We start from the raw sequence: 7,117 nt of genomic DNA on the forward strand, positions 1-7,117 counted from the left end.
TAATATAGGAATATGGATTTTTATGAGGGGGTTGTGGCTTTGGAGTCGACACCTGCGAGTGATCAGATTGAGCTTTTTGGGGAACAGGTGAGGGAATTGCTGCACCCGACGGTAACGGAGGATGCGAGGCTGGTTCAGAAGGGTTTGATGTTGTACCGGCAAGGGCTGGTGAAGCAGCTGCAGATATGGAATACAAAGATTACGGCGACGGTTCAGGATGTGACGCCGTGTTATGTGACGCTGGATTTTGATTTTTTGTCGTTGAGTAAGTGTTCGTGTCCGAGTGACGGGTTTTGCCGGCATCAGATGGCGGTGTTTTTTGGTGCGTATGCTGCTCGGGTTGGCAGTGTGTCGGACTGGGTGTCGGATTGGCGCGAGCCGGTGCGGGAGTCGAAGGCGATTTCGGGCTGGGGACTGCAGGCGGCCAAGGATTTGATTAAAGCGAATGGGGTGTCAAAGCCGGATTATCGGCGCTGGGTTCATTCGTTTGAGGTGAGTTTTGATACGCTGCTGGCGACGAAGAAGTACACGAGTCCATATGTGATTCCGGAGTTATTTGGGATTTATGAGCGCCGGATTCATGCGGGTGCGCCGGTGGAGCAGGAATGGCGCTTGCTGTATGAATTGGTTGGGATTGTGGTGTCGTTTCGGAAGCTGGCGCGGCTGAGTGATTCTCTGGGCCATGATGAGGATATGGTGAAGAGGGCCTATTTGCATTTGTTCCATAATTTGATGGATGATGCAGAGGATTTGGCGATGAAGATTGGCGTGCAGACACTGCCGTTTGATTTTGATGAGTTTGTCGACCAGTTACGGATGGATACGTTTGAACTGCTGACGTGTACGCAGGGGTTGGAGTATGAACGAATTTTCTTGTATCGGCTGATGTGGATTCATTTTTTCAAGAAGAAGGCGTGGCGTGAGGAAGAGCTGGTGAAGCTTCAGACGCGGCTGAAGGAGCTGCAGGATTGGGAGAGTCCAGGAGCGCTGCTGCTAGCCAGGGTTCATCTGAATTTCTTGCTTGGTGATGATGAGGCGGCACTAAAATTAGTAGGAGCGTTTAGTGACGCTGAGATTGCGCCTTATTTGATATTTTGGATTGAATATTTAAACGGGCTGAAGGCGTGGAAGCGTGTTGGTGCGGTGGTTGAGTTATTTTTGCAAAAAGTAAAGGGGTATTTGGAGTGGCTCGGCGGTTATCATAGCTGTGCAACGTTTGTGCGGAGTGCGCTGCGGGCGGTGGCGCCCTATTGTTCGGAGAGTGAGCGGGGCGATTTGTATGAGCGGGCGATGCTTGCGATGCTTCCGTATAGTTTCGGTGATTATGAGTATGTGTTGTTTGAGCGGAAACAGTATGACCGCTGGGGCGAGCTCCAGGCGTTTGTCGGCTTGGATTATTATGAGCTGCCGAAGGACCGGTTGAAGCTGATTGAGAAGGAGCAGCCTGAAGTGCTGCTCGGGATGCTGCATCAGACGGCGCAGAAGGAAATTGACCAGAAGAATCGGGCCAGTTACCGGATGGCGGTGCGCCATTTGAAGAAGCTGCGGACGCTGTATAAAAAGCTGAAACGCGTCGATGAATGGCAGTATTTTTTAGATACATTGATGGAACGGACGAAGCGTCTGCGGGCGTTTCATGAGGAATGTAAGCGGAGTAAATTGATTGAGGGTTAGTTAAACTGGTGTCAGGTACCTCTCGTGGACAATTTCCAGTATTTTGTCCATATAGAGTGGACAGTTGTTAGGAATATATGGATTTTGATCAGGTTTTTGGGTATCAGGATGACTATTTTGGGATGAAATTTATTTTGTACAATTATGGTTGGATTTTGTGCATATTTTTATAGATTTTGTTCATTTCCGGATCCTCTTGTACATTTTTTTATATGTTTTGTTGATTTTTTCAGGGGTTTTGTACAATTAGACATTTTTTGGAAATTTCCACACGGATTGTGATGTTCTCTCCCCCACTAAAAGGAGTTTTGAATCGATGCTTAAAACAAGGTTTTTGAAGTTGCTGACGACTAAAATCGGGGAAGGTCGCTTTCTTCTTACTGCCGAGGATGAACGAGGTCATGTGATGAGCCCATTTAGGTGGAAAAATCTCGTTTTCAGCAGTCATGAGGAGAGCTTCTATGGAACGCTTCTTGAGAACGAGACCATGAATGGCGTTGAAGGTGTCGCGGTTAGCGGCTGGCACCTGGTCTCTCTTTTCGCCAAGGAATCGTTCAATCGCTTTATTGAATGGGATTGGAATGAGCAATCAGAGATTTGTCTAGCGGCGGCCCATGCGCTTTATGAGGGAATCCTTGAAAAAGATTGGCTCCCCGACTTTTCGGTCTGGGAGCACGGCGATTTCCGCTGGAAGCTTCCTGAGCGTGTGAAGGATGAGTTTGATCCATCGTTTTGGGAGCAACGGATTGAGGACGCCGAACCTGAGGATGGCCAAGGGACGACTAAAAGCTATATCTCCGATTTATATAATAATGCGCTTGACGGCTATTTGACGCGGAATGCTGAGATGAAAGAGCTGTTCGGGCCTAAGCTTGATTTGCTTCGTAGGCAGAATATTTCCGGCGGCGAACTGGCCCGCTATTTTGATGAAGAAAGCTGGCTGGAATGGGTCGGAATCAAGGAAAGCGACACCCCGTTTACGATTGGGCTCCGCTTAGATGAGCCGGAGGATGGCGAAGGGGCGTGGAGTCTCGATCTCTTTTTACGCGGCAAGAAAAACGTGGACGAGGTTTATGATGTGGACGGTTCTACCAAGATTCCTGCTAAGTGGCGTCCCTTTTTGGAAAAAGTCGACCGCGAGCGGGAACGCTGGGCCCGCTTGATTCCATGGTTAGGCGAGGATGGTTTCTTTAAAACACATCTGACTGAAGAAGAAGCGTGGATGTTTTTGACGGAGGCGAGTGAGACCTTGGTGGCGTTGGATGTTGAAATCCTCCTTCCTTCATGGTGGCAGGCGATGAAAAATGCCAATTTGAAGGTGAAAGCATCGCTGAAAGGGACCTCGAGTCACCGGCCGTCCTTTGTTGGGCTCCAAGCGATGCTTGATTTTAACTGGCGCTTTTCGATGAATGGTGTCGACTTGTCCGAGGATGAGTTTGGGAAGCTTGTCGAGGAAAAACGGCGGCTCGTTTTCATTCGAGGACGCTGGGTGAAACTGGACCCTCAGTTTATTCGACATATTCAGGATATGATGAAGCGGGCGGAAAAAGAGGGCTTGCATGTCCGCGATTTGTTAGAGCAGGAATTGACAGAGTCTGAGGTGACCGAAGATGAGCTTGAGAATCCAAAGGCATTTGCAAAAATTCAAATAGAGTTGAATCGCCAATGGAAGCAGATGATCAAACAGCTGTCTGAAGTCCACGAAATTCCGCTCGAGGATGTACCTGTTGGTTTGCAGGGAGAGCTGCGGCCATACCAGCAATTGGGCATGAGTTGGCTCTGGTTCTTGCGCCAATACGGCTTTGGTGCCTGTCTCGCTGATGACATGGGTCTCGGGAAAACCGTCCAGCTTATCTCTTACTTATTGAAGGTGAAAGAAGTGGTTGGGGACGAGCTGGAGATGGTACCTGACACCCTGACTGAGACGAAAAAGCGCCGCAAAAAGGATGAGGCGGATGCTGCAGCTAAGCCTGCTGCGAAAGTCCCGACGAAGGCAGCGCTGATTATTTGCCCGACTTCTGTGCTTGGAAACTGGCAGAAGGAGCTGGAGCGTTTTGCACCGGAGATGAAGGTGTATTTGCATTACGGTTCGAACCGGCTGAAGGAGGAAGCTTTTGCTGAAAAGTGTAAAGAGGCCGATATCGTGTTAACTTCGTATGGGTTGAGCCACATCGATTTGGCGGAGTTTGAAGGGTTGATTTGGAGCTCGATTGCCATCGATGAAGCGCAGAATATCAAGAACGCTCAGACCAAGCAGTCGAAGGCGGTTCGGCGGCTGCGCGGCCGCCATCATATTGCGCTGACAGGGACACCGATGGAAAACCGGTTAACTGAGCTGTGGTCAATCTTTGATTTTACCAATCATGGCTATTTGGGCAGTCTAGGGCAATTCCAGAAAAAGTTTGTGATTCCGATTGAAAAGGATGAGAAGAAGGATAAGGTCCAACAGCTTCAATCATTGATTCGGCCGTTCTTATTGCGCCGTACGAAAAAAGATGAGGAGGTAGCCTTGAATCTTCCTGACAAGCTTGAGCAAAAGGAATATTGCCCGCTCACCGCGGAGCAGGCCTCGTTGTATGAGCAGCTGATCCATGACACGTTTGCGGAAATTGAAAAGCTGTCGGGCTTTGAGCGGAAAGGGTTAATATTACAAATGCTAAGCCGCTTGAAGCAGTTGTGCAACCACCCAGCCCTTTATCTGAAGGAAAAATCTGCTGGGCGCGTGCTGTTGGAGCGTTCGAATAAACTGGAGAAATTGGTCGAATTAATTGACGCTGTTTTGGAGCAGGGTGAAAGCTGTCTGATTTTCACCCAATATATCGAAATGGGCGAAATGATTCGAAGTGCGCTGAAGAAGAAATTTGGCATCGAAGTACCATTTTTGAACGGAAGTGTGGCGAAAGCGAAACGTGACGAGATGATTGAGCAGTTCCAAAATCAGGAGTTCCCGGTGTTCCTGCTGTCGTTGAAAGCTGGTGGAACGGGGCTGAACCTGACGGCGGCAAATCATGTCATCCACTATGATCGCTGGTGGAATCCAGCTGTAGAAAACCAAGCCACTGACCGAGCGTACCGCATCGGCCAATCGCGCTTCGTCCACGTCCACAAGATGATTTGCACTGGTACCCTCGAGGAAAAAATCGATGCCATGCTCGAGAAAAAACAATTCTTAAACGACCAAATCATCCAAAGCGAAAACTGGATCACCGAATTATCCACCGATGAATTGAAAGACCTGGTGTATCTGGGGTAATGTTTATGGTTTCATTTATTGGTGTCATTATTGGTGTCAGGTACCCTTCGTGGACACTCGACCCCTTTTGTCCATATAGACAGGACACAAAATGGTGTCAGGTACCGCAATGTTAGGTACCACCAATAAACGCAAATTTAGAGGATAAAGCCGTAATGGTTTTATCCTTTTTTTGTTGGTATTTATGCTTGAAATGGTGGTAAGATATCTGCCTTAACTCTCTCATTTTTCTGTATAATTTTGCTATTTCGCCTATTTTGTAACCGCTTTTATGTGAAGTGATTCACATGTATAATAACGGTATAAGGTATCCAATAACCCAATTTAGGGAGGAAATTCTGATGCTTACAGATTTTTGGTTTGAACTCAAAAACTGGTTGTTTGGCGAATCCATCGATGAAGTTACGGAATTTGAACGGCTTGAATCGAAGCATACTAGGGTTCATCATGATCAATATCAAAACGAAATTATCCGTGTTCATTAATTCAATTTATATTCCAAGAAAGCCTTCTTATAAGTAAGAGGGCTTCTTTTTTTTAGCAAAATGAAAATTACCATGCAGGAACTGCTCGCTTTTTAGGTGAAGAAAAATGGAAGTAGCATAGCCTCTCAAAAAGAATGCAAACTATACTCGTGGGTGCCGCCGACACGAAATGGCGACCTCCTTGAAGAATATAACTAGGTGGTGAAAAACTATGTCTAAAAATAAGAAAAACTCAGCGAAGAATCATAATACTGCTCTACCAAAAGCAGATATGGAATTTGCGGAAGAAAGAGGAAATGGATTTGAAAAAGTAGCCTTAAAGGCGCAAAAAAGCCATAACAAGTAAGCAAAAATGGGACAGTTCGCCTGTCCCACTTTTTATTTTCAATTTATTTTTTCCAAAAGTGCATGATAGAATCTCTGTGGCTCGTCGATGCGTAAATGGACCTTATTTACCCTCCGCTTAAACCCATACATGAATCTCGCCTCCACAGCGTGATCGAGTTCGACTTCAAACTGGGGCTTCTCTTTGAAAAAATCAGAAAGGGTCGCATCGAAAATATCCTTGGTTTCCTCTTTCGTTAACTTATCAGGGCCGTTATATACATGAATACTTTTAATCTTCTCAATCGGGACAATTAGCTGTTTCATGATTCCGACTTGCAGGTATAAATATTTGTCGGTAATCATGATTGGACAATGCCGAATAGCTTGGATTTCTCCTAGAAAAAATAACAAAGTATAGACATTCAAAATGAGGACGATGATGGCAACTAACTCACTCCACGAATGAAGGAGAAAATGAAAACCTAGCGATTCCAAAACAACTGCGTGAATCAGCATAATATAAAGTGTAATCGCCCCTGTTTTTTTATGAAATGAGTACCTCCGGTCATCAGAGGGCCATGGTTTTTTCCGCCACGAAAAAAGGCTGTAATAGAACATCGTCACGTCGGAGAAAAAGAATTCCTGGGCACGGGATGGTTTTAGGTGCTGATCCCAAGCTTGCTTCATCCGATATGGAAAGGTTGGAATCTCACTATCATTCTTGCGGTAGCTTTTGAGGATTGCTGGTATTTTTATAAATAATTTCACAACGACGTATATCTCGAGCAAGAAGAAGGCTGCCTCGCCCGCAAATAAGATATATTTTACAAACGAGTAGGCGGACAGGAGGCCGTGTGGAATAATCAGAACCGCAGCCCCGTATCCAGCAAACATGATTGGGAGTATATATTTTAGCGAATAGCGCTTTCTGATAATAAAAAAGTACACGAGCAACGGGATGGTAACGATGAAATCAAACAGCGAACCGATGACCATTCCCGTAGGAAGCGGGCCTAAGCTCTCAAGTCGGTAAATCAAAAAGTTGGAGCTGATCACTAAGGCGAGAAGCAGGCTGAACCAGAACCATTTATTTTTTGATAGAGATATCATTATTTCCTCCTGAGGGGTAGGGATTATTTGTTTTTATTTTAACATAAATATCCATTTTATAGGGTTGTAAGAGAACCATAAACATAGTGTAAAACTCATTTTCACCCAACACCCTCTTCCATCCAATACGGTCGCATGAATGGCATGGGTTTTGATCAAAAAAATCCTAGTGATTGGAGCGGGAATCGCGGCCTCTTTTACCGACCGGGCTACTTTTTCCCTCCCATGGTAAATGAGATTACTCCTCTATTACCGACCACGCCCTTTT

The 7,117-nt window shown here is 46.1% G+C and carries 5 protein-coding genes; 4 read left to right on the forward strand and 1 reads right to left on the reverse strand.

The window, feature by feature from the left end; all coding sequences use genetic code 11:
- Positions 1 to 39 precede the first annotated feature (39 nt).
- The 4 genes from V7121_RS09415 (at position 40) to V7121_RS09430 (ending at position 5,758) form a co-directional block, all read left to right on the forward strand.
- Positions 40 to 1,674 carry an SWIM zinc finger family protein gene (locus V7121_RS09415; RefSeq protein WP_335496909.1) on the forward strand — a complete coding sequence of 545 codons (1,635 nt, stop codon included), beginning with the start codon at positions 40 to 42 and terminating at the stop codon, positions 1,672 to 1,674.
- Positions 1,675 to 1,990: 316 nt separating this feature from the next.
- Positions 1,991 to 4,927: a DEAD/DEAH box helicase gene (locus V7121_RS09420; protein ID WP_335496910.1), complete on the forward strand. Its 2,937-nt coding sequence runs from the start codon at positions 1,991 to 1,993 to the stop codon at positions 4,925 to 4,927.
- Between the two features lie 341 nt (positions 4,928 to 5,268).
- Positions 5,269 to 5,412, forward strand: coding sequence for a hypothetical protein (locus V7121_RS09425; protein WP_335496913.1), 144 nt, complete (start codon positions 5,269 to 5,271; stop codon positions 5,410 to 5,412).
- A gap of 211 nt (positions 5,413 to 5,623) precedes the next feature.
- Positions 5,624 to 5,758, forward strand: coding sequence for a hypothetical protein (locus V7121_RS09430; protein ID WP_335496916.1), 135 nt, complete (start codon positions 5,624 to 5,626; stop codon positions 5,756 to 5,758).
- A 38-nt stretch (positions 5,759 to 5,796) separates the two neighbouring features.
- Here V7121_RS09430 and V7121_RS09435 read toward each other — a convergent pair whose 3' ends face one another.
- Positions 5,797 to 6,849 carry a hypothetical protein gene (locus V7121_RS09435; protein ID WP_335546433.1) on the reverse strand — a complete coding sequence of 351 codons (1,053 nt, stop codon included), beginning with the start codon at positions 6,847 to 6,849 and terminating at the stop codon, positions 5,797 to 5,799.
- Between the last annotated feature and the right edge of the window lie 268 nt (positions 6,850 to 7,117).

Origin of the sequence: Neobacillus drentensis (assembly GCF_036962125.1) — a bacterium.
Taxonomy (GTDB): Bacteria; Bacillota; Bacilli; order Bacillales; family Cytobacillaceae; genus Neobacillus; species Neobacillus drentensis_B.

Coding starts and splice junctions, on each gene's coding strand:
- V7121_RS09430 (WP_335496916.1), top strand. CDS start 5,624: ATGTCTAAAAATAAGAAAAACTCAGCGAAGAATCATAATACTGCTCTA.
- V7121_RS09420 (WP_335496910.1), top strand. CDS start 1,991: ATGCTTAAAACAAGGTTTTTGAAGTTGCTGACGACTAAAATCGGGGAA.
- V7121_RS09425 (WP_335496913.1), top strand. CDS start 5,269: ATGCTTACAGATTTTTGGTTTGAACTCAAAAACTGGTTGTTTGGCGAA.
- V7121_RS09435 (WP_335546433.1), bottom strand. CDS start 6,849: ATGATATCTCTATCAAAAAATAAATGGTTCTGGTTCAGCCTGCTTCTC.